At 36.2% G+C, this 18573-nt stretch carries 18 protein-coding genes; 7 read left to right on the top strand and 11 right to left on the bottom strand.

The features are described from left to right. Positions 1-51: 51 nt before the first annotated feature. Entirely contained in the window at positions 52-2280 is a 2229-nt protein-coding gene (locus tag Q0Q74_RS03740) for a bifunctional diguanylate cyclase/phosphodiesterase (protein ID WP_294428661.1), read from the bottom strand. Positions 2281-2715: 435 nt separating this feature from the next. Between Q0Q74_RS03740 and Q0Q74_RS03735 the strand changes: the two genes are divergently transcribed. After that, on the top strand, positions 2716-3627 hold the full coding sequence (locus tag Q0Q74_RS03735; RefSeq protein ID WP_294428658.1) for a fructosamine kinase family protein: 912 nt from the start codon (positions 2716-2718) through the stop codon (positions 3625-3627). Between the two features lie 1634 nt (positions 3628-5261). Here the strand turns inward: Q0Q74_RS03735 and gyrA are convergent. The 9 genes from gyrA to Q0Q74_RS03690 form a co-directional block, all read right to left on the bottom strand. Then, positions 5262-7775 (bottom strand): DNA topoisomerase (ATP-hydrolyzing) subunit A, encoded by a 2514-nt coding sequence (gene gyrA, locus Q0Q74_RS03730; RefSeq protein ID WP_294428656.1) that lies wholly within the window; start codon positions 7773-7775, stop codon positions 5262-5264. A 12-nt stretch (positions 7776-7787) separates the two neighbouring features. Beyond that, the gene (locus tag Q0Q74_RS03725; RefSeq protein WP_294428654.1) at positions 7788-8759 is read right to left on the bottom strand and encodes a COG2958 family protein; all 972 of its coding nucleotides are present in this window, start codon (positions 8757-8759) and stop codon (positions 7788-7790) included. Positions 8760-8765: 6 nt separating this feature from the next. Further along, complete coding sequence (locus tag Q0Q74_RS03720) at positions 8766-8984, bottom strand: hypothetical protein (RefSeq protein WP_294428653.1); 219 nt, start codon at positions 8982-8984, stop codon at positions 8766-8768. Continuing rightward, positions 8985-9458 carry a DUF3990 domain-containing protein gene (locus Q0Q74_RS03715; RefSeq protein ID WP_294428650.1) on the bottom strand — a complete coding sequence of 158 codons (474 nt, stop codon included), beginning with the start codon at positions 9456-9458 and terminating at the stop codon, positions 8985-8987. It abuts the gene before it with no gap. Positions 9459-9463: 5 nt separating this feature from the next. Beyond that, positions 9464-9682 (bottom strand): DUF3791 domain-containing protein, encoded by a 219-nt coding sequence (locus Q0Q74_RS03710; protein WP_294428649.1) that lies wholly within the window; start codon positions 9680-9682, stop codon positions 9464-9466. Between the two features lie 14 nt (positions 9683-9696). Next, a complete protein-coding gene (gene gyrB, locus Q0Q74_RS03705) occupies positions 9697-11664 on the bottom strand; it encodes a DNA topoisomerase (ATP-hydrolyzing) subunit B (RefSeq protein WP_294428647.1) in 1968 nt (655 codons plus the stop codon). Between the two features lie 238 nt (positions 11665-11902). Continuing rightward, positions 11903-12145 carry a DUF2442 domain-containing protein gene (locus Q0Q74_RS03700; protein WP_294428645.1) on the bottom strand — a complete coding sequence of 81 codons (243 nt, stop codon included), beginning with the start codon at positions 12143-12145 and terminating at the stop codon, positions 11903-11905. 8 nt (positions 12146-12153) lie between these two features. Next, entirely contained in the window at positions 12154-12525 is a 372-nt protein-coding gene (locus Q0Q74_RS03695) for a hypothetical protein (protein ID WP_294428644.1), read from the bottom strand. A 22-nt stretch (positions 12526-12547) separates the two neighbouring features. After that, positions 12548-12910, bottom strand: coding sequence for a hypothetical protein (locus Q0Q74_RS03690; protein ID WP_294428642.1), 363 nt, complete (start codon positions 12908-12910; stop codon positions 12548-12550). A gap of 139 nt (positions 12911-13049) precedes the next feature. On the opposite strand from Q0Q74_RS03690, the gene Q0Q74_RS03685 reads away from it, so the two are divergent. Then, positions 13050-13370, top strand: coding sequence for a helix-turn-helix domain-containing protein (locus tag Q0Q74_RS03685; RefSeq protein ID WP_294428640.1), 321 nt, complete (start codon positions 13050-13052; stop codon positions 13368-13370). A gap of 169 nt (positions 13371-13539) precedes the next feature. On the opposite strand, the gene Q0Q74_RS03680 is transcribed toward Q0Q74_RS03685, so the two are convergent. Next, positions 13540-13674 (bottom strand): hypothetical protein, encoded by a 135-nt coding sequence (locus tag Q0Q74_RS03680; protein ID WP_294428639.1) that lies wholly within the window; start codon positions 13672-13674, stop codon positions 13540-13542. 152 nt (positions 13675-13826) lie between these two features. On the opposite strand from Q0Q74_RS03680, the gene dnaA reads away from it, so the two are divergent. The 5 genes from dnaA to Q0Q74_RS03655 all read left to right on the top strand — a co-directional run bounded on the left by dnaA (position 13827) and on the right by Q0Q74_RS03655 (position 18561). Next, complete coding sequence (gene dnaA / locus Q0Q74_RS03675; RefSeq protein ID WP_294428638.1) at positions 13827-15302, top strand: chromosomal replication initiator protein DnaA; 1476 nt, start codon at positions 13827-13829, stop codon at positions 15300-15302. 246 nt (positions 15303-15548) lie between these two features. Further along, entirely contained in the window at positions 15549-16661 is a 1113-nt protein-coding gene (gene dnaN, locus Q0Q74_RS03670) for a DNA polymerase III subunit beta (protein WP_294428635.1), read from the top strand. A gap of 89 nt (positions 16662-16750) precedes the next feature. Next, a complete protein-coding gene (locus Q0Q74_RS03665) occupies positions 16751-16996 on the top strand; it encodes a DUF2281 domain-containing protein (RefSeq protein WP_294428633.1) in 246 nt (81 codons plus the stop codon). After that, a complete protein-coding gene (locus Q0Q74_RS03660) occupies positions 16989-17408 on the top strand; it encodes a PIN domain-containing protein (protein WP_294428631.1) in 420 nt (139 codons plus the stop codon). The genes Q0Q74_RS03665 and Q0Q74_RS03660 overlap by 8 nt, the downstream gene beginning before the upstream one ends. Positions 17409-17466: 58 nt before the next feature. Next, on the top strand, positions 17467-18561 hold the full coding sequence (locus tag Q0Q74_RS03655) for a DNA replication/repair protein RecF (RefSeq protein ID WP_294428629.1): 1095 nt from the start codon (positions 17467-17469) through the stop codon (positions 18559-18561). Positions 18562-18573 lie beyond the last annotated feature (12 nt).

The following is an 18573-nucleotide window of genomic DNA, read 5'->3' as shown; positions in this document are numbered from 1 at the left end:
TTTCAGGCTTTTTCGAAAGATTTGTTCATTTTTCAAACATTTTCAGCCAGCCTATTTGACCTTAAAATCAATAGCTTCGCCAGGCGGAATCGGTTTAGAGAAGTAATAGCCCTGAATCGTATCCGCACCAAATTCTCGGAGACGCTTAAACTGCCATTCTTCCTCAACACCTTCGATAATCATATCCTTATTCAAATCATGCATGAGATGAATAATGTTTTTGATAAACGAATCTTTTCCATCGACCAGATATGTGTCAACTAGAGACTTATCGAGTTTTATAACATCAACAGGAATATAAGTCAGATAACCAAGTGACGAATAACCAGTACCAAAATCATCCATGAGCAAGCGGATTCCAAGGGCCTTAAAACGTTTGAAAATTTCATCTGCTAAAGCACTCTTTTCAAGGAATAAGCCTTCGGTAATTTCAATCTCCAGGAAATGCGGCGGAATATCATATTTTTTAAGCAAATCCTCAACAAAATCTATATAACCATGATCATTGAGCTGATTGCCAGAAAAGTTAACTGAAACCGGATGAAGTTCTTTTCCAGCATCACGCCAGGCTGCAAGTTGTTTAATTACAAGCTCTGTTGTAATTCGTCCGATTTTCCAAATCCAACCGCTTCGTTCAGCAACAGGGATAAACTGACCTGGATAAATCCCCGGCTCCTTCATTCGTACCAGAGCTTCATATCCACTGACTAATTTTGTCTGTGAATCGATTTGCGGCTGATAAACCATTTGGAATCCATCGTTTTCAAAAGCATGAAGAAGTTTATCTTTGATTCGAATTTCATCGATTGCCTTTTTCTTCATTTCATCGTCATAAATGACAATTCCATTTTTTCCACGATTTTTGGCTTCATACATCGCACCTTCAGCATTAACAATATGCTGGTCCGGTGAAGTTATTCCGTCAGAACAAGAAGCGCCTATAGATGCCGTAATTGCAAGAGTCTCATCCCCAAGAGGAATAGGCTCTCTCAAAGCTGCGAAAAGTTTTTTTACAGTCTGACATTCCATTGTAAGTTGTTCATTCGGAATAACGATAAGAAATTCATCTCCACCAAACCTTGCAACTTTCCAATCCCCATCTTCCGCCATGCCTTTTATCAAAGCAACCAGATACTGCAAAATACTGTCTGCGAGCGAATGACCGTAATTTTCATTAAGCATCTTGAAATCATCAATATCAATAATAAGGACAGAGTAAATATCTTTTTCTGTCATGGTATTAACGAGCCAGTTCGTAACAGTCCGTCGGTTGTAAATATCAAGAACTTCATCATACTCGGCCTGATAACGCAATTGCTCTTCAGACGCAAGAAGTTTGTCACGGGATACACTCAAATCTTTTACAAGTTTTTTTGCTACATGAGAACCGATTCGCGACGATAACACAAGCATAAGGAGCGTAGTTACAAGCATGATTACAACAGGAAGAATGTCACCATATTGCTCCATAAAAGAAATCGGGCGGTTATAAAAAAGAGTATCCACAGGAAGAAGTTTCAAATCTAATTTGTATTCATTTAATAGTGAATAATCAAAAATTGTTCTACTTGGTGTTTTTTCAATAAAATCTATATTTTCCAGATCCTCACCAGAAAAAAGTCGAACAAGCATATTTCCGGCCATATTGCACTGTTCTTCAACATCCATAACAACACCGCCGAGAATGCCCATTCCTTCACCACCAACATAGTTTCGGAAAATCGGAACATGAGCAGAACGAACGACAAGACTTGTACGCGAACGAATTGAATAGATATTTCCAGTTTTATCGGAATAACAGTTCATGTAAAAAAGAAGTGCATCTTTCGGAAGGGATTCAAGTAAAAAAATCAACTCATTTTTTGTAAGCAACGATGTGTTCAAATCAACAAACGCATACTGGGGAAATTTGTCTCGGAAAGACCAGAAAATGTTTATATCTTCAAGTCCAGATTCCGTTTGATCATGCAGGGCGACAAAAGTTTTTCTCTCAGGAAAAAGCTTCATGGCAAGCATCATCGTTTCTTCAAGATAATCGTTTTCATACAGACCTGTAAAATATGGTGTTTGGGATGCTTTTACAGCAAGGTCGTAATCATTTATACCGAAAAAAATCATCGGCATTTTGGGGAAAAGCTCATCATGATAGGCCAGTGCAAATCGAAGTGCAGCATCGTCTCCAAGAAGGATTGCCTCATACTTTTTCACATTAACAAGCTTAGCCTTCATGACTTGATACAGCATCGAGAAATTTGAATTTCCTCGTGCAATTGAATCCATAAAAAAAACATCATATTCTATTCCATGTGGATAAAGACTTTTATCAAGTCCTTTTTTCTGCGACTCATAAGTAAAATAAAGCGGATTATAAGAACTAATGAATAGAACTCGATGGGATACTTCAACAGGTGCCTGCATGAGAGTATTTTTCTCGATTCTAATCGTCACAAATCTTAACAGAAATACAAGTGTAAGTAAGAGACACATGAAGCCTAAAGTGATAAATATATTTCTTGCTAAAATAAGATTCTTTTGCTTAAACATAACAATCCTTAAAGAAACTATAAAACTGCTAAACTATTATGCAACAGAATTTGAAATTCAACAAGAAAAATTTTAAGAAACCACCCCATATTATAGAAAAAAACACACTCTCTCCTAAAGACTAAAAAAACAGACCTTGACCCAAAAATCAATTCAATGCAAGAATAAAACATGACTACACCAGCAAATTTCAAATCACTTGCAGAGGCTCTTGTCTCGCTTTTCGGGAATTCGATTTCTATTGTACGAACAGACAGACTTTCAGGAGGCGATATTAACAAAGCCTATGCACTTCATCTGAATAATGGAAAATCAATTTTTATGAAGGCAAATGCAAAAGAAAATGCTGCTTTCTTCACCGCAGAAGCAAAAGGCCTTTCTGCAATTGCAGAAACAAAAACTATCGCTACACCAAAAATTCTTTGCACCGGCACAGATGAAGGACAAGAGGTCGGTTACAGCTTTCTTTTTTTAGACTATATTGAACCGGCAATAAAAAAATCTAATTATTGGGAACTGTTTGCACAAGATCTTGCAGCAATGCACAAAGCAGACACAAGAGAATTCGTTACCGGGGGAAAGTTCGGATTTATAGAAGACAACTTTATCGGAGCAAGAGTTCAAAAAAATTCAGCGGACGATAGCTGGATTTCATTTTTCAGAGATAACCGACTAGTCCCTCAATTTAAAAGTGCAGAATCATATTTTGATGAAACCGACCGCGCTAAAATTACAAAACTGTTGGATCATCTTGAAGATTTTCTAATTGAACCAGAAAAAGCATCTATTCTTCATGGAGACTTATGGAGCGGAAATATAATGTGTGGTTCAGATGGAAAAGCGTGGCTTATTGACCCAGCATGCTATGTTGGAAATGCCGAAGCAGATTTAGCCATGACAGAACTATTCGGTGGATTTCCAAAAGAATTCTATGACGCATATAAAGAATCAAATCCAATTCTTCCTGGCTATAACGAAAGAAGAGACTTATACAACCTTTATCACCTTCTAAATCATTTAAATATGTTTGGTGCCACTTATCTAACCTCGGTAAAAACAATTGTTTCGGAGTTCATTGACTAAAAAAGCGCACAAACCTTAGTTAATTCCAGGATAACACATCATATTCCTTCAAACGCGATGAATTGGAAAAAGAAAAATCAAACTAGAAAATGTTTATTATCTGGATTGAGATTTTTTGATTCAAACATCGCGTTTTTTTTATCAGGCAATCTTTAGTTAGAATCTTATCCCGAATCTCTATATAAAAGGAATTCACAAATATCCGCACAAACTTTAGTTAAGAATACGAGAATTTAACTCCTCAATTACTTAAACTCTTACAAACTTTAGTTAACGCATATACAGACAGGACAAACCATTAAATCAGTTTGTATATCGAATAACGCAGGAATCCAGAGCAATAAAAATTTTACAAATTGTTGTTTCATATGAAACTTTCAAAAATTCAGAAAAACTGGCAAGTCATAGTCTATTTGACTTTATATTCATTCTACACTTAACGGAAAGATTCATATCTTTCTTTATCAAGACTTTTCCACAAATTGTGTAAAACATGTTGATAAAAAGAGACTTATCCACAAGTTATTAAGAATTTGTGGATAAAAAATTGTTTCACATGAAACGCAGATAAGACACTTCTTAATTTCAATAATGAATTAAATACTCAGCCAAATAGCAACAACATCTATTTTCCCAAATGTATTAGATATTTGTTCAGCTGACTAATTCGTTTCACATGAAACATAAAGAAAAAAAACAAGAACAAGAAAATGATTATTTTATGACCAAAGATTTGCATAAACACCTTCACTACTAAAAGACTATTAAAGAAACAATTTACGAATTTCAGAAGAATTCATTCTAGAAAAGAAATTGCAACAGACTCAATATCCCATAAAATTTTTTGAAATTCAATTTGTTTTGAAATTGGCGATAATCGAAACAAATATCTCATCATGTTCTTTCAGTAAACTTCCTTATTTGTTTAAAATTTAGTAACAAGAAAAATAAAATGTTCCACATGAAACACAAATAACATATAAAAATCAATGAACTAACGAACAAAAAAACACTATCCCTAGATACTAGATAATTACACCCTTCTTTTGTAAGTTTTATCAACTCTTAAATTAGTTAATCCCTAGAACAGAGAAATTGAAAACATAAGCTCTCAATTATACTTTCAAAATAATGCTTTTGTTTCAAAGGAAACATTAGATTTCATTTCAGCATTCTACCAATTAAACAAACGAACTCCTAATCCTATAAGTTATTTATCCACATTTTGTGAAAAAATTGTGGATAACTTAATGTTTCATGTGAAACAAACTTATCCACAAAATGTGCATATATTGTTGAAAAACATACTTATCCCCAAGTTATTAAGAATTTGTGGATAAAAAATTGTTTCATGTGGAACATAAAATATATTTATTAAGAGATGTAATAAATCATTTGACTAATAGCTAATATCAAACTTAAACTAAAATCCACCAAGCCATAAAAAAACCGTAGAGACTCTGAAGTCTCTACGGTCGCCTGATGGTTATTATCAATCACTAGATATGAACGAAGAAGAAAGTGATTGATGCCACTACCTATCCCCAAAAGTATTGTATATTACAAACGAACTTTTGTCAGCATAAATTTAACTTTTTTTCTCAAATTTATGCTTTATAAATTCTCTTTTTGTTTTATTCCTTCTCCTGTACAACACTATCGAAACCAACTACATAATCTGGAGAATCAATATTTATGACTCTTGTTCCAGATGCACCCCTACCCTGCTTCGATACAGTTGCAGCTTTTATTCGAAGAGTTTTACCCTGACCTGTCATACAGATAAGTTCTGCCTCTTCTGAAACAGCAAGAGCACCGATTATCTCACCTTTGTTATCTGTATTACCAAAAATTCGCTGTCCACCAGTTCCTCTACCATGCTGACCAAATTCTTCGAAATCAACGCGTTTTCCTATTCCTTTTTCGGTGATTACAAGTGCGTCTTTTCCTTCTTCAACACAGATTGCGGCCGCAAGTTCATCTCCCTGGCTCAGTCTGATTCCAGTTACACCTGAACTAGCGCGACCCATTGGTCTGACATCTTCCTCATTTATTCGAAGTGCTTGACCTCTACGGGTGACTAGCATAACTTCATGATTACCACTTGTCAAAATAGAAGATACTAATTTATCACCATCTTTTAGCTTAATTGCGATTACGCCGCGTGTTTTTGCATTTGAAAACTCTGTTACCTGACATTTTTTTACAACACCATTTGCAGTTGCCATGAAAATGAACAAATCGTCAGAAAATTCTTTCATCGTTACGATAGTTGTAATTTCTTCATCAGCAGAAACCTGAAGCAGTGACTTAACGCTTGAACCACGACTGCTTCTGCCTGACTCAGGAATCTCGTGAACTTTAATCCAGTAAGCCTTTCCTTCATTTGTCATGAAAGTAATGTAAGATTTTGTCGTAGCAATGAAAATCTGATTAATGTAATCGTCTTCGATAAGGTTTGCACTGAGACTTCCTTTTCCGCCTTTTGCCTGAGCTTTATAAAGTGTAAGAGGAACTCGCTTAATGTAACCCATCTTAGAAATCATTACGACGACTTCTTCTTCTTTAATCATGTCCTCTGTGTTGATTTCTTCGACTTCATCAGCAACGATGTCAGTTCGTCTGTCATCGCCGTATTTATCAGCAAGCGCATTTGTCTCGTCTTTGATAAGAGCAAGAATCTTCTCATGGTGAGCAAGCAAATCTTCCAAGTGATCAATCAATGCCTGAAGTTCGCGGATTTCTTTCTGCAAATCTTCAATCTGCAAATGAGTAAGGCGTTTGAGCTGCATATCGACGATTGCCTGTGCCTGCTCATCATCAAAATTAAATCTTTCTTCCAAACGGAGCTTAGCCTGCTCTGTGGTGTCGCTTCCGCGGATAATCTTGATTACTTCGTCGATGTTGTTGATTGCAGTAATCAAAGCCTGCAAAATGTGCATTCGGTGCTTAGCAACTTTGAGATCATAAATCGTGCGGCGTGTGATAACTTCATCACGATGATTTACGAAATACTGAATGAGCTGCTTCAAGTTGAGAATCTGCGGCTTCAAGTAAACGTCCGGCAGAGTAAGCATTCCAGGCTCGTCATAGCGCACGCCCGAATCTTTATTGACTGGAACAAGAGCAAGATTGATTACACCGAAATTTGACTGAAGCTCTGTCTTTGAGAAAAGCTGATTCAAAACGATTTTTGTAATCGCGTTCTTTTTAAGCTCGACGACAAGACGCATACCAACGCGGTCTGAAGTCTCGTCGTTTGCATCAGCAATTCCCTCGATGATTTTGTCATCTTTGAGCTGGTTTATTTTCTTGATGATGTTGGTTGTGTTTACGCCGTACGGAACTTCGGTAAAGACGATTTTTTCGTGTCCGCGCTTATCAGTTTCAATAGTGAATTTTGAGCGGATTGTGATTTTACCACGGCCTGTTCTATAAGCCTTTTTGATTCCTTCACGACCATAAATGATGCCGCCAGTCGGAAAATCCGGACCTTTGATGTGCTTCATCAACTCATCAATTGAAATCTCAGGATTGTCGATGTAAGCCGCAATTGCAGAAGCAACTTCACGAAGGTTGTGGGTCGGCATGTTAGTCGCCATACCGACGGCAATACCTGTCGTACCGTTACAAAGAAGGAACGGAAAGTTTGCCGGAAGAACAGCCGGTTCTTTTGTGGTGTCGTCAAAGTTTGCCACCATGTCGACCGTGTTCTTTGAAATGTCAGAAACCATCTCTTCGGTGATTTTTGACATCTTTGCCTCAGTGTATCGGTAAGCCGCAGGAGGATCTCCCGCAATCGTACCAAAGTTACCCTGCGGAGTTACAGTTGTATATCGCTGAGAAAAATCCTGACCCAAGCGTACAAGGGCATCATAAACAGAAGCGTCTCCGTGCGGATGATAGTGACCCAAAACTTCACCGACAATGGTAGCGCATTTTTTAGTCTTCCCGCCCGAAGCCAGGTGCAAAGTGTCCATCGCATACATGATTCGCCGGTGAACAGGTTTGAGACCATCGCGGACATCAGGCAAAGCTCGCTGAACAATTACCGACATAGAATAGTCGATGTAAGCCTGCTTGACCTCATCCTCAATCGGAATCTTTATGACCGTTCCACCTTCCGGTGTTTTTTCTTCTTCTAACATTTATATTTCCTTTTATATAATTTTTTTCTCTTTTAGATAGTTATCATATTTCTCATCTGAAATAACTTTATCATAATTGCTTTTTACTTTTCCAAGCGCAATATCTTCCGTTAAATCAGAAATGAACCTTTTAAAATCAGGTGAATCTTCAGCAAGTCGATTGAGTGTATCCCAATCTATATTTTCATTATATCTTGCCTGACAAACTATTTCCGAATCATTTATATCTTGTGCATTTAATTTTATTATCCCTATTCCAAAAGCATTTGAAAGTCTTTGAAGTTCATTTCGAAAATCAGAATCATTATTTATCTTCAAGCAAACCAAATAACCTTCATTTGCCCAACTAGAATTTGAAACCGCTTGAAAAAAACATTGTCTTAAATTTGCATAATCCAAATGCTTTTTCATTTCAAAAGAAAAAAGCTTTATTGAATTCACATTCATAGATTTTTGAAGTTTTGTTGTTTCTGGTGAATAATCTCCAAAAGGAAAATAAACTCCAACCAAATCAGGATGCAACCATTCATTAGCACCTTTTACTTTTCGAACAGAATTTTCTTGATAGATAGTTTTTGCAAAACAGTGAAAATGAGAATTTTCTTTAACATATTTTACAAGAAGAGGATGTAAATCTCGCTCATTGAAGTTACTTTCTTTATAGTTTTTTTCTTCTGTGTATTCCTTCTTTTCTATTTTCTCAATTTCAGATTCAATTTCTTTTTTATTTAAACTTAAACTCCTAAGTAAAAATCTAGAAGGTCTTTTTGAAACCTGAATAAATCTGCTATTTTCTCCATTTTCTTTTACATCAACATATAATCGTGCGCCAACAGTTGCAGAAGGAGTTTTTCCTAAAGAACCAAGTTTTTTGTCAAATCCAAGTTCAATGGCTTTTTCCCAAATCTCATCAGGAGACAGAGGGGTTTTTACTATTGTAAAAACATCAATAATCAAATCAAAAAAAGTATATTGATTTTGCATATCTTACTACTCCCTCTCAAATTCATCCGCGATGAATTCCGCACTTTCCGCCCACATTTCTGACTGCGTATTTTTCAAAGCCCGGAAGGTTCTTGATTTATAGAAATCCTTCAACTGCTCGTCAAAAGGTTTTTTCAGTTTTTCTGACAAAATACGGACAACCTGTTCAATCTTCATGAGAATATCTAATGTTATATCTTGATTGTTCCAAATATAATGTGGCATTTAGATCTCTCTGTCCTCTTTCCATTTTAGACAAGACAAAGCTTTTTCGGTATGAAAAGAAATCTGGTCATTCACTTTAAAAAATGAAAGCTGCTGTATTGCCTGTTCTGTTGTATAAATTCCTGAAATATACAAGGCTATTGTACGCATTGTATTGTCATTTGCTACAGGACCTTTCACAATATCATAATCGTGAAAGGCTCCTCCCTTTGTACGATTTTTCTTTACGAATTCAAGCCAAGCGGAATTCATTTGATTGAATTCTAAAACTTTTAAATCTTTTGTTGGATTGAAATCAAAAATCTTTACAAATCTCCCGTCTCCGCCAAAACGAATAAACTGGTTTTTTGCCCATTTTTCGGCTTGCTCGTAAATTGTAGTTGTATAAAATCCTTTGCCGAAATCACGCTTGTCTTTTGAATGAGAAAAATCTATTTTTGAGAAAGCTGCATTAGTTCCATGATACAAAAACATTTTTCTTATTCTCCTTCATAGCGTTTCATTACATCCTCAACAAAATCAATGGTTTCTTCCAAAGGTTGAGTATGCAGGGCATCATATTGGTCTCGAATCAAGTTTTGAATATTGTGCCGTGAAAATTTATCAAATGCCTCAGATTCAGAAATATGGTGATTTTCTGCATAACCTTGAATTGCGGTCACAACGAGAAGATTTTTATCCATTTCTGTCTGACTCATTTTTCTCTCCAGACCTAAATATCCAGATTTGCGTAACTTGAATTGCTTTCAATGAATTCACGGCGCGGCTCTACTTCTTCACCCATACAAACGGTGAAGATTTTGTCAGCGGCTTCAGCATCAGGAATCGTAACGACGCGCATTTTTCTGTGAGCAGGATCCATTGTCGTTTCCCAAAGCTGTTTTCCGTCCATTTCACCAAGACCTTTGTAACGCTGAACATCAACCTTTTTGCGGGTCTCTTCATCATATTCTGCAAGGGCGGCATCGCGTTCAGCATCAGAATAACAATAAACAGGCTCTTTCTTTCCGTACTGGACTTTAAAGAGCGGAGGCATCGCAAGATAAACATAGCCATGCTCAATCAACTGTGGCATATATCGGAAGAAGAATGTGAGCAAAAGCGTGCGGATATGGCTTCCGTCGACATCGGCATCGGCCATGATGATGATTTTATGGTAGCGGAGCTTTTCGATATTGAAATCTTTTCCAAAACCAGTTCCGAGAGTCTTGATAACAGGGTCAAGTTTGTCGTTACCCATGACCTTTTCTGCGCTGACCTTTTCGACATTGAGCATTTTTCCCCACAAAGGAAGAATTGCCTGAGTCTTTGAATCACGGCCCTTCTTTGCAGAACCACCAGCCGAATCACCCTCGACTATGTAGACTTCGCAAATTTCTGGATTATCTTTGATTGAACAGTCAGAAAGTTTTTCTGGCTTCTGGAAACCGGCACCAACGGTCTTTTTGCGGGTGGCTTCCTTTGCCTTTCGGGCGGCGACTCGCGCGGCTGCCTCACCCACGGCCTTTTCAAGCACTTTTTCAAGCACGGTCGGATTCAACTCAAAGAAAATTGTAAGTTTTTCCTTTACGAGAGAATCAACGATTGTTCGGACTTCTGTGTTTCCAAGTTTATCTTTTGTCTGACCAACGAATTCAGGCTCAGGAACTTTCATTGAAAGAACGGCCGCCAATCCCGCGCGAACATCTTCACCAGTAAGCTTTTCTTTTTTGTCCTCGCCCGGTTCAAATTTGCCGTCACGGTCAGGCATCTTTTTTTTCATTTTTTCGTTGCCGTCAAGAGCCTTGTTCAAGACCCAGAGCAAAGCAGTTCTGAATCCGTCAAGATGAGTACCACCATCGCGGGTGTTGATGTCGTTTACATAAGTATGAATATCTTCTGAATAAGAATCGTTGTACTGGAAAGCAAGCTCAGTGATTACGTTGTCCTTTTCGCCAGTGATGTAAATAGGTTCCTCAGGATAATAGAACTTGCTTTTTTTGTTGGCGTTTATTTCCTTTACATAATGAACGATACCGCCCTCATATTTGAGAACATCTTCTTTTGGAGTCTCAAGTCGCTCGTCCCGGAAAGTAATCACAATTCCGCTGTTCAGGAAGGCAAGCTCTTTGAGTCGCTGCAAAAGAACGTCAAAATCATAAGTAGTAGTCTCAGTGAAAATGGTTTTGTCGGCCTTCCATCGGATTGTAGTTCCGTGAGCCTGAGTGTCGCCGATGACTTCAACTTTTGTAACAGGAATTCCGCGCTCGTACTTCTGACGATAGATGTGACCGTCACGGCAGACAGTAGCTTCAAGCCAGTCAGAAAGAGCATTTACGCAGGAAACACCTACACCATGCAAACCGCCTGAAACTTTATAAGCATTTTTATCGAATTTACCGCCCGCATGAAGACGGGTCAAAACAAGTTCCAGGGCAGAAATTTTCTCTGTAGGATGAATATCAACAGGAATTCCTCGTCCGTTATCTTCAACACGAACAATATCGTCCTTTTCAAGCGCAACCCCGATATTATCACAATAGCCTGCCATAGCTTCATCGATACAGTTGTCTACAGTCTCATAAACAAGATGATGCAAGCCTTTCGGACCAGTTGAACCAATATACATACCAGGTCGTTTGCGAACAGCCTCAAGACCCTTCAAAACCTGAATACTACCCGCCGAATAATTAGCAGCCATTTTTATTTCCTTGTAAATTAAAGATTTATGATTTTAGATAAAAGACATGAAAAGACTTTTAGAGAAGAATATTATAGTAGAATTTTTAAAAAGAAACAAGGATAAGGAAAAATTAGGAATCAGGGATGAGCAATTAGAAATTGGGGGCTACCTGCCTGTCGGCAGGTCGGGTGTTCCGCCCTTCGCTCACGCTCATAGCCTACGGCTACTTCGGGGCTCCATACCCTAGCCCAGTAGTTTAAACAATTGATTTGCTTGCAAAATACAATTCGTCTGGGGCTATGTCTTGCCCATCAGCCCATTCTATTGTATTTGAAACAATTTTTGCCGTGTTGAATTTTGATATGTCCTTAAGTTGCCCGAACCAATCGCCTTTTATCAAAGGTTTTGCATCGTAAATTCGTTTTTCTCCAGTTTTGAATGTAACGAGAAGTTGATAATCTTCGATAGGCTTAACAGTAACTGGAATCGGATAAAGCATTTATCACCTCAACGGAGTAATTTATAGCAATACTCATTTCCAGTTGTAGTAATTTTTGTAAATAAAACATTTTCCTTAACATAAAATTCCATAATCTCTTCATATCCTGATAAATCGGTAATATCTGTATAACCTTGAAATCCATCTACTGTTTCAAAATTCTCAAAACTAAGAACTACCTTATTTTTATTTACAAGGAATTTTCCAGAAAGAGATTTTATTTGTTTCGGATTCTTATATTTTATTTTAAATTCATCATAATCATTAAATACAAGAATTCTCTCTTCATTTTCCCATTGTCCAATTATTTTATAAGACCGAGAACATGAAATACTAACCAAGAATAATAAAATAAAAAGTAAGAAAAAATTTTTATTCATATTATTCAGTAAAGACTGTGTTTTATTTATCAAGAGTTAAATTATAATACTGAAAAGGTTTTGGTCCATAAACCCATAAAAGAGACGGCCACCATAAAAGTAATCCACAGACAAGATTTACACCCTTTATTTCTTTTTTCAAATCAGTATGTAAATCTCTATAACCTTCTTTTTTTAGAAGTATATCTGGATTTTCCCATACCGCATTACTTAACCTAACTTGTGTTGGAATTGTTCCATAGGTTCTGCCATCAATATAAAGAGTAGCACCATCTGCACTCTCATCGGAAGTGAAATAAACACTTGTTTCAGTAACACAACTACTTAAAAAAACAAGAATAATAAAACATGCAATTATATCTGCAAATATTTTTTTTGATTTCATAAAAAACTCCTAACTTTCTAAATTTAAGTTTTGTCATTTGAAAATCGATTTCAATTAACTCTACTTAATTTCTAATTCAATTATATATCATTACTTAATTTTTACAAGTAGAAATATATCTTTTGTCATAATTTAAATTATGAACTTTTGGAAAAGAGTTGATAGCGAACTTAAATTTTTAGGAAAAACACGAAAAGAACTTGCAGTTGCAGTTGGATTTGACGCAGCTAATATAAGTTTTGGAATAAAAAGAAATAGTATTCCATATGCCGATACTGCCCTCAAAGTCGCCCGTTTTCTTGGGATTTCTCTCGACTATCTTCTCGACATGAACGAGGAGCCGAATCAAAACGCATCGAACCAGCAGATTTCAGAAATTGAGAACAAATTGCGGCGTTTTTCGCAGAATGACTTAAACGCAATTCTTACGGTGGTAAATGCGATTAACGAAAAATATTAAAAACATATACGGAATTGACAAAATCAAAAAATCTGCTATATTTAAATTATCGTTTACGACAGAGATAGCCACTGCGGCGTTTCCTTTTGGATTCTGTGACAGAGGAGTGCTGCCCTCTAACGATGTTTATTGCTCCTGCTTGCTTGCAGGAGTTATTTTTTTATAACGCTTACTTTTTAATCTGAATTCTGGTTGTTTGTAAGTTGAAGCAAAGAGAACAATTTTTCCAAAGTTCATCAGCTTTTTGTTCCGCTTCTTTAAGCCATTCTATAATATTTTGTCGTGAATTTTCCTTTTCGGTCATTTCATACCTCTCACATATTTATTTGCAAAAAAAGTGCATTTTCGGCAATGTAAAGAGATAATTTTTTGTTAGATTTGAGAAGTATTAGTCTTTCGAATTTTTAAGATTCATTATAGTGGAAAATTTTCTCTATTCATTCTAAAATATCCGTTATGTCAGAACAGAATTACAAAGAAGTTTTTGAAGAAGCAATGAACCAGATCCGCGATGAGTACAAATCTGTGGGCAAAGAAAATGATTTTACACTTTTTTTCAAATTAGATTATATTGAAGACACTATTTCTGAAATAAAAGTCTCTGTTCCTTCAAAGTTTTTATGGGACAGAATGTATCAGAAAGGCAATATTGAAAAAGTCCAGTCCAAAATATGTGAACTCATGGGTCAGAAAATAAAGCTTTCTCCTGTTTTCACTTCAAAACCGGCTGAACCAGTTTCAATAAATTCTTCTATTATTCAAAGCAACTCTGCTATCTCTGCCAATCAAAAAGATTCTATTTCTAATGAAAATTATGATTCCCAGTCAAAGAATTTTGAATACACTGAAAATAATAGCTTTCAATCGAATCCAATTAATCGTCAGCATCCTGTAGAAAGTCATCCTCAGCTGCTTGAAGAATTTACTTTTGATAATTTCGTTCCGGGCGATAACAGTCAGTATGCTTTTTCTGTTTGTGAAGCTGCTGCAAAATCTCCTGGAAACAGAAACTACAATCCTATTCTTCTCTATGGTCCGTCTGGAGTTGGAAAATCACATCTAATGGTTGCAATCGGAAATTATATTTATTCTCAAAATCCAAAACTCAAAATTGCTTACATTACTACTGAATCTTTGATGAATGAATTTACTGCCTCTTTAAGAGAGAGAACAACCGACAAATTCACAAAAAAATACCGCAAGCTTGATGTTCTTCTTCTTGATGATATTCAGTTCCTTGAAAAATCAGAGAAACTTCAGGACGAACTTTTCTATACTTTTGACGAAATCTACAATAGAAAAGGTCAGATTGTATTCACAAGTGACCGTCCGCTTAAAGAAATCAACGGAATTGTAGAAAGGCTTAAAACTCGTTTCGGACGCGGACAAAATATTGATTTGAAAGTTCCGAATTATGAGACTCGTCTTGCCATTATCGATAAAAAACTCGAATTCCAGGGTAAAGATATTCCACAGGATGTAAAGGAACTCATTGCTCAAACTTTCCAGTCAAATGTTCGTGAACTTGAAGGTGCACTTTCCAAGATGATTGGCTATGCAGAGCTTATGCACAAGGATTTGACCATTGAAATTGCTAAGGAGCAGCTTTCGGATTCAATTAATTCTGCAGAAAACGGTATCGTTACAATAGAAATCATCCAGAAAGTTGTTTCTAACTATTATAATGTTTCTGTAGATGATTTAAAAAGTGATACCCGCAAAAAAACAGTAGCTGTTCCGCGTCATATTGCAATTTTCCTAGCAAGAAATTTAACTGAATATTCTTTAATGGAAATTGGTGATGAATTTGGCGGGCGTGATCATACTACCGTGATGAATTCTATCAGCAAAATAGAAAATCAGCTTAAAATTGATTCTATGATTGGTGATACTATCAAAGTCCTTAAAAAACAAATAAAGGAATATAAATAATATTGGAAATAATGTGCATAATATGATAAAATCTTGTCGATAAGTTGTGGAAAACTTGCAAAATTGTGGAATTGTGGAAAACTTGTGGATTTATTTCAGCAAGTTTTCAGATTACTAATTTCATTTATAACAAGAAAATAAATCACTTATCAACAAATTCACAGCCCTTATTATTACTATTACTAAATTCTTTAAAATTTAAAATTTAGTAAAGATGTTAAAAAAAGTTTACAGAAGGAGATATAGATGAAATTTACTTTCGATAGAAACGCAATGATTAATGAAATTTCCATTGCGCAAGAAATCATTTCCACAAAAAATGCTTTGTCAGTTCTTTCAAATGTGCTTTTAATTGCAGAAGGAAATTCTCTTACAATAAAAGCAACTGATATTAAAGTAAATTTCCAAACAAAAATTCCTGTTGATATTGAAGAAGAAGGTTCAACCACAGTTCTTTGTGATAAGTTCATGGGAATTTTGTCTGCCCTTCCAGAAGGAGAAATCGAATTCTTCTTGCAGGATAGAGACAATCTTATTTCTGCAGTAATTCGCCATACAACAAAAAAGATTAAATTTCAGCTTAACTGCACTTCTCAGGACAAGTTCCCTGAAATTGCCGTTGCAGAAAAAGTATCGTTCTTTGATGTTCCAGCAAAAGAACTAAAATCAATGATTACTCAAACAAGTTTTGCTGTCAGCGATGATGAAACCCGTTACTTTATGAATGGCGTTTATTTTGAGAAAAAAGAAGAAAAACTTGTTCTTGTTGCAACTGACGGTCGACGCCTTGCTTATGCAGAAAAATCAGTTCTTGCCGGCGTTCCTGATTTCCCTGCAGCAATTGTTCATCCAAAGATTCTTAATATCGTTGCAAAACATTCTGCTGATGAAGGAAATATTTCTGTCGCAATCGTTGACAAAATGATTTTCTTCAATTTTGCAAATTATGAATTCTCTGCTACTTTGATTGACGGTCAGTATCCAAATTATAACCGTGTAATTCCAGAAAATCAGGCACACTCATTTAAGGTTCTTAAAACTGAATTTGTGGATGCTTTAAAACGAATCTCAATCATGCTTGATAAAACTGGCAGAATTATTTTTAACTTGACTCCAGGTGTTCTTGTTGTTACTTCAAAATCTACAGATTTGGGTGACGCAAAAGAAGAAATTCCGTGTCAGTATGATGGCGAAGAAATTTCTATTTCGATGAATTATAAACACATTGATGCGCCTCTCAAAGTTATGAACAGCGAGTATATCACTTTTGAGTTCACAGAGGTGATGAGAGCCGTAACACTCAGACCGGAACCTGCTGCTGATTACTTCCATATTTTGATGCCGATGAGTGCGGAATAAGCAAGAAAGTCCCTGCCTGATGGTGGGGATTTTTTTTATGACAATTCAATTTTTTTATGCTACACTATAAGTAAAGTAGGAGGTGTTTTATGCCACAAGCTGTAGCAGAAGTTTATAATGCATTGAGTTTAACTGCACAACAAGAAGTGTATGATTTTATGATGTATCTCGTACAAAAACAGCAGAAAACTCTGGAAAATAAGAAAAAAGAGTCTCGTAAGCAAAAAAGACTAGAAGCACTTTCTCAAATTTCTGGTAGTATGAAAGATATTTGGACTGATGTTGATGTTCTTGAATATCAAAGAAAAATGAGAGAGGAAAGAAGTATTGGCTAAGAAAGTTTTTATCGACACAAATCCACTTATTTATCTTGTTGGTAATCAAGAACCATATCATAGCAAAGTTTTAAAATTTCTTTCTGTCTGTATTGATGAAGATGCAGAATTTTATACATCTACTATTACCGATGCGGAAGTTCTTATAAAACCTTTTTTAGAAAATAATATTGAACAGGTTGAAAAATATAAAACTTGTTTGAAACAGCTGGATTTTTTGAAGTGTTTTATAAGTGAACAGGTTGCAGAAAAGGCGGCTCATATTCGTGCAAAATATCCAGACATAAAACTTGCGGATGCTTTGCAGTTAGCTTCAAGCATTGATTGTAACTGTGATGTTTTTTTTACGAATGATAAACAATTAAAACAAGTTTCAGAAGCAAAAGTCCTATATTTAGGAGATTTAGACTAAAGATCTAATCTTTCCTCTTTTCGTTTTCAACTTTCCATTTTTATGCTACACTAGCCCTATGCCTGTCCTTTCTGTTTCTTATGTGAATTACCGAAATCTCGAAAACAAGACTATAGACCTTCTTTCAAAGGAGGTCTATTTTGTTGGTGAAAACGGTCAGGGAAAGAGTAATCTTCTTGAATCAATTTATTTCTCTGCTTACGGAAATTCTTTTAGAACACGCGCTGATGCTGAAATCGTAAAGGAAGGCGAAAAATCATTCAGCGTGAAGACCTTGTATCGCGAAGAAAACGGAAATACGGCGAATCTTTTTTTTACTTACGAGAATCAGAAAAAGCGCATTGAAAAAAACGGAAAGACTATAAAAGACCGCAAGGAACTGATTAATACTATGCCCTGCGTGCTTTTCTGTCATGATGATTTGGACTATGCGACCGGCGAGCCTGAAAAAAAACGCTTTTTTATAGACCAGTGCCTTTCTATGTACGATGTTCTTTACATAGATTTGAACCGCCGTTACAAAAAAATCCTTAAAAGCCGGAATATTTCGCTCAAAGAAAAAAAATATGAAATGCTCGACATTTTTGATCAGCAGCTTGCCCAAGATGGAATCGGGATTCAGAAAAAACGCAGCGATACGATTTTTAAGTTCAATCAGATTTTTGGGAAGCTTTACGAGCAGATTACAGGAATTGACGGTGTTTCGATAAAATATGTTCCGAGCTGGAGAACAGAAGAAAATCAGCGGATTACGATTGAATTTGCACTTTCTGTTTTGCAGCAGAAACGGGAAATGGACAAAGTAATTCAAACTACGATGAGCGGTCCTCACCGAGACAGGATTGTATTTGTTCGTGGCGGAAAGAATTTCGTGCCGAATGCCTCAACCGGCCAAAGACGCCTTCTTGCAATTTTGCTTAGAATAGCGCAGGCGATTTATTACACTCAAGTTACTGAAAAAAAACCTGTTCTTCTCATGGATGATGTTATGCTTGAGCTTGATCCTGATAAAAGACAGTCGGTTACCACTCTTCTTCCAGATTATGACCAGCTTTTCTGTACATTTTTGCCTGGCGAACCATATGAGCGTTACAAGAAGAGCACCACGAAGATTTATGCGATTAACGGCGGAAAGTGGGAACTAAAAAGCTAGAAGGAAGAATCT

This window comes from uncultured Treponema sp. (assembly GCF_946187725.1).
GTDB lineage: Bacteria > Spirochaetota > Spirochaetia > Treponematales > Treponemataceae > Treponema_D.
The sequence above is the reverse complement of the archived record's forward strand: the minus strand, read 5'-3'. Positions and strand labels throughout refer to the sequence as shown.

Coding starts and splice junctions, on each gene's coding strand:
- Q0Q74_RS03680 (WP_294428639.1), bottom strand. CDS start 13,674: ATGACCGAAAAGGAAAATTCACGACAAAATATTATAGAATGGCTTAAA.
- Q0Q74_RS03700 (WP_294428645.1), bottom strand. CDS start 12,145: ATGCTTTATCCGATTCCAGTTACTGTTAAGCCTATCGAAGATTATCAA.
- Q0Q74_RS03685 (WP_294428640.1), top strand. CDS start 13,050: ATGAACTTTTGGAAAAGAGTTGATAGCGAACTTAAATTTTTAGGAAAA.
- Q0Q74_RS03710 (WP_294428649.1), bottom strand. CDS start 9,682: ATGAGTCAGACAGAAATGGATAAAAATCTTCTCGTTGTGACCGCAATT.
- Q0Q74_RS03735 (WP_294428658.1), top strand. CDS start 2,716: ATGACTACACCAGCAAATTTCAAATCACTTGCAGAGGCTCTTGTCTCG.
- dnaN (WP_294428635.1), top strand. CDS start 15,549: ATGAAATTTACTTTCGATAGAAACGCAATGATTAATGAAATTTCCATT.
- Q0Q74_RS03720 (WP_294428653.1), bottom strand. CDS start 8,984: ATGCCACATTATATTTGGAACAATCAAGATATAACATTAGATATTCTC.
- Q0Q74_RS03655 (WP_294428629.1), top strand. CDS start 17,467: ATGCCTGTCCTTTCTGTTTCTTATGTGAATTACCGAAATCTCGAAAAC.
- Q0Q74_RS03725 (WP_294428654.1), bottom strand. CDS start 8,759: ATGCAAAATCAATATACTTTTTTTGATTTGATTATTGATGTTTTTACA.
- Q0Q74_RS03695 (WP_294428644.1), bottom strand. CDS start 12,525: ATGAATAAAAATTTTTTCTTACTTTTTATTTTATTATTCTTGGTTAGT.
- gyrA (WP_294428656.1), bottom strand. CDS start 7,775: ATGTTAGAAGAAGAAAAAACACCGGAAGGTGGAACGGTCATAAAGATT.
- Q0Q74_RS03665 (WP_294428633.1), top strand. CDS start 16,751: ATGCCACAAGCTGTAGCAGAAGTTTATAATGCATTGAGTTTAACTGCA.
- dnaA (WP_294428638.1), top strand. CDS start 13,827: ATGTCAGAACAGAATTACAAAGAAGTTTTTGAAGAAGCAATGAACCAG.
- Q0Q74_RS03715 (WP_294428650.1), bottom strand. CDS start 9,458: ATGTTTTTGTATCATGGAACTAATGCAGCTTTCTCAAAAATAGATTTT.
- Q0Q74_RS03690 (WP_294428642.1), bottom strand. CDS start 12,910: ATGAAATCAAAAAAAATATTTGCAGATATAATTGCATGTTTTATTATT.
- gyrB (WP_294428647.1), bottom strand. CDS start 11,664: ATGGCTGCTAATTATTCGGCGGGTAGTATTCAGGTTTTGAAGGGTCTT.
- Q0Q74_RS03740 (WP_294428661.1), bottom strand. CDS start 2,280: ATGGATTCAATTGCACGAGGAAATTCAAATTTCTCGATGCTGTATCAA.